The following is a 3,542-nucleotide window of genomic DNA, read 5'->3' as shown; positions in this document are numbered from 1 at the left end:
GGGTGGAACTGGACGAATTCCATGTCCTGCAATGGCAGGCCGGCGCGGAGCACCATGGCATTGCCGTCACCCGTACAGGTGTGAGCCGAGGTACAGGAGAAGAAGGCGCGGCCATACCCGCCGGTCGCAAGCACGACTTTCTGCGCGCGGAAGCGGTGCAGCGTGCCGTCATCGAGTTTCCACGCGGTGACACCTCGGCAAGCGCCTTCCTCATCCATGATGAGGTCGAGCGCAAAATATTCGATGAAGAATTCGGTCTCTTCCTTGACGCACTGACCATACAGTGTGTGCAGCATGGCGTGACCGGTACGGTCAGCCGCAGCACATGTCCGCTGGACAGGGCCCTGACCAAAATCACGTGTCATGCCGCCGAATGCGCGCTGGTAGATCTTACCTTCCTCTGTTCGCGAGAAGGGCATGCCCCAATGCTCAAGCTCGTAAACCGCAGCGGGCGCTTCACGGCAAAGATATTCGATGGCGTCCTGATCGCCGAGCCAGTCTGACCCTTTGACCGTGTCGTACATATGCCAGCGCCAGTCATCCTCGCCCATATTGCCAAGCGAGGCGGCAATGCCACCTTGTGCAGCCACCGTGTGGGAGCGCGTCGGGAAGACTTTGGAGATACAGGCCGTTTTCAGGCCTGCCTGTGCGGCGCCCAAAGCTGCGCGGAGGCCAGAGCCGCCGGCGCCAACAACCACGACATCATATGTATGGTCGGTCCAGGTATAATTGCTCATCTTATGTTTCTCCCGCGAGGCTAGACGCCCGCGCCAATCCAGATTTTGAGAACCGACAGGGCCACCGTCACGAAAAGCGCGATGCACGCAAAGCTGTTCAGGATAAGCAGGGCCGATTTGGTTCCTGTCTTCGCGATATAGTCCTCGATCACCACTTGCATACCAATGCGCATGTGAAAGAACGCCGCGCCGGCAGTCAGGATCAGCAGGATGGCGTTCCAGGGCTTGGCGGCCCATGCCTGAGCGTCAACGATATCGCCGCTCATCGCGTTGATGATGGAGTAGACGAACCACGGTACGAGGAATATCAGCGCGATCGCGGACACGCGCTGACGAATATGGGTTTCGGTGCCGGACTTGGCCGAGCCGAGGCCACGAGCCATTTTGGCTGGCGTAATGAAATCGTGTGAAGACATGTCCGTCGCCCCCTAAAGCCAGGTCGTTGCGGCGAAGATGGCCGCAGCGCCAATAACGGCGAAAAGATAGATAAACACCGACACGGTGCTGGCTGTTTTGGGGTCAAATCCGATATGCGGCCCATCCCAGAGCAGGTGACGGATGCCATTCGCGAAATGATAGAGTACCGCGACAGCCCACAGGAACAGGATGACCTGACCATACCAGGCTGAGATGACGCTTTCGATCACACTATACCATTCGGCATTGGTTGCGAGCGCGACGATCCAGGCGGTGATAAGGAAGCTTCCGAAATACAGGGCTGTGCCGGTAATTCGGTGGGTGATGGACGCGGCCATCGTAATGTGGAAACGCCAGATCTGGAGATGTGGCGACAATGGGCGAGGATCTGCCCGGGAAGTGCTTGCCATGAGGGATGACCTTGCTTGCCTGCAATGAACGCTTTGGCTTGGGTTCTAGGTTTCTCTATGGTCCTGTCAACGCCACAGGGCTAGGGAGCGACAATATGAAACCTTTTCTTTTTGCACTTGCCGCAGGGGCGCTCACAGCTGTGCTGGCACTGGGAGCTGCTGCAGATCCGCTCGACGCGCTGATTCCAGCCTATGAGTCTTATGTGGACGCCGTCAGTCCTGAAGATGCAGCACGGGAAGAGAATCGCGCGCCAGATCGCTGGGCGGATGTTCGGCCGGCCTCTATTGCGGCCCAAACGGACGCCGCGCGGGCCCTTCTGAAAGATGTGCAAAAAGCTGAAACCGAACATGTCATCGATCAGGCGATCCTGATTCGCCTGTTGAAATCGGACATCAACTGGACGGAGACTGATTCGGCCCGCATCCCGTTTACGGGTGACTGGGGTTTTCAGGCCGAACCTGTCTTTGCCGCAATGCGGACAGATATCGACAGCGTGGAATCCGCCGAGGCCTGGATTGCACGCCTGAACGACGTGCCACGCTATTTCGCCGAGAATATCGAGAATATGAGGCGCGGGATCGAAACCGGGTGGACCGCCAACCGGGATCCCCTTGAAACCGTGATCGACCAGATCCGGGAACAGATCATGGACGATGCGTCTGAAAGCGGCCTTTACGCGCCGTTCAAGGCTCTGCCGGAAGGCATCGACCCCGAAATCGCTGCGCGTCTCAGGGCGGAAGGCCTTCAGGCGACCGCTCGTGCCATTTCCGCCTATCTGGATGTCCTGCGCTTCCTTGAAATCGAGTATCGGCCGTATCTGCGTCAGGGTGCAGGAATCGCAGATCTCGAGAATGGACGCGAGGTTTATGCTGCGGCGGTTGAACACTACACGGCCGGGGCGGGCTACAGTCCGGAAGAGATCCATCTTCTTGGCCAGTCGGAAGTCGCGCGGATCCGCTCCGAGATGGAACAAATCATCGCAGAAATCGGCTTTGAAGGCAGCTTTGAGGATTTCCTGACCTATCTGAGGACCGATCCGCAATTCTACGCCCAGTCTGCCGATGAGCTGATGGAGGCTGCCGAAGAAATCTCCTCACGCTTGCGCGCCAGTTTGCCGGATTATTTCGGGACGCTTCCGGAGCTGGAATTTGAGGTCCAGCCCGTGCCAGATTCGATCGCGCCGGGCTATACGACCGGCCGTTATGTGTCGGGCGACCCGGAAGAGGGGCGCCCCGGCATTTACCTTGTGAATACCTATGCCCTCGACCAAAGACCCCTTTATGAATTGCCCGCCTTGTCTGCGCATGAGGCCGTTCCTGGCCATCATCTTCAGATTGCGCTGGCCCAGGAAATGTCGGACCAGCCGGACTTCCGGAAGAACTATTATGCGACAGCCTTCGGTGAAGGCTGGGGTCTCTATGCCGAGCGAATCGCGGGCGAAGCCGGGATCTATCGCACGCCCTATGAACGCTTCGGCGCGCTGTCTTATGAAATGTGGCGGGCTTGCCGGCTTGTCGCGGATACGGGCCTGCACTGGTATGGCTGGACACGGTCACAAGCCGAAGCGTGTTTCATTGAGAATTCCGCGCTCGCCCCGCTGAACATCCAGACGGAGGTGACACGCTATATCGGCTGGCCGGGGCAGGCGGTTGCCTACAAGGTGGGCGAGCTAAAATTCCGGGAGCTGCGGGCCAAGGCGGAACTTGAACTGGGTGAGGATTTCGATCTACGCGCATTTCATGATGCGGCGCTTGCAGAGGGCGCTGTACCCCTCGATGTGCTGGAAGTGCGCATCGATGACTGGATTGATACACAACAAATCAGTCCCTCGGCTCCCAATGTCTTGCCAAACTGAGCCTTCATGAAACTCACCATTATCGAGACCGGGCTCGTGCCTGAACCCATCCGGGCGGATTTTGCGGATTATCCGGAGATGTTCCGGAACCTGATATCTGCCGCAGACCCGGATATCGAGTA

3 protein-coding genes and 1 pseudogene are annotated in these 3,542 nt (G+C 58.2%); 1 reads left to right on the top strand and 3 read right to left on the bottom strand.

Annotation, left to right across the window (positions count from 1 at the left end; translation table 11 throughout):
* The 3 genes and pseudogenes from B4F73_RS06810 to sdhC form a co-directional block, all read right to left on the bottom strand.
* A pseudogene (locus tag B4F73_RS06810) lies at positions 1 to 737 on the bottom strand (FAD-dependent oxidoreductase); the annotation flags it as partial.
* A gap of 20 nt (positions 738 to 757) precedes the next feature.
* Complete coding sequence (gene sdhD, locus B4F73_RS06805) at positions 758 to 1,153, bottom strand: succinate dehydrogenase, hydrophobic membrane anchor protein (protein WP_290482832.1); 396 nt, start codon at positions 1,151 to 1,153, stop codon at positions 758 to 760.
* Between the two features lie 12 nt (positions 1,154 to 1,165).
* Positions 1,166 to 1,564: a succinate dehydrogenase, cytochrome b556 subunit gene (gene sdhC, locus B4F73_RS06800; protein ID WP_206991536.1), complete on the bottom strand. Its 399-nt coding sequence runs from the start codon at positions 1,562 to 1,564 to the stop codon at positions 1,166 to 1,168.
* A gap of 95 nt (positions 1,565 to 1,659) precedes the next feature.
* Between sdhC and B4F73_RS06795 the strand changes: the two genes are divergently transcribed.
* A complete protein-coding gene (locus B4F73_RS06795; protein ID WP_290482831.1) occupies positions 1,660 to 3,420 on the top strand; it encodes a DUF885 domain-containing protein in 1,761 nt (586 codons plus the stop codon).
* Positions 3,421 to 3,542 lie beyond the last annotated feature (122 nt).

The organism is Hyphomonas sp. UBA3601, from assembly GCF_002375605.1.
Classification (GTDB): Bacteria; Pseudomonadota; Alphaproteobacteria; order Caulobacterales; family Hyphomonadaceae; genus Hyphomonas.
This window is presented reverse-complemented; position numbering and strand designations above follow the sequence as displayed.

What these genes read in the sequence shown, in the direction of transcription:
- sdhD (WP_290482832.1), bottom strand. Translation starts at nt 1,153, where the DNA reads ATGTCTTCACACGATTTCATTACGCCAGCCAAAATGGCTCGTGGCCTC.
- sdhC (WP_206991536.1), bottom strand. Translation starts at nt 1,564, where the DNA reads ATGGCAAGCACTTCCCGGGCAGATCCTCGCCCATTGTCGCCACATCTC.
- B4F73_RS06795 (WP_290482831.1), top strand. Translation starts at nt 1,660, where the DNA reads ATGAAACCTTTTCTTTTTGCACTTGCCGCAGGGGCGCTCACAGCTGTG.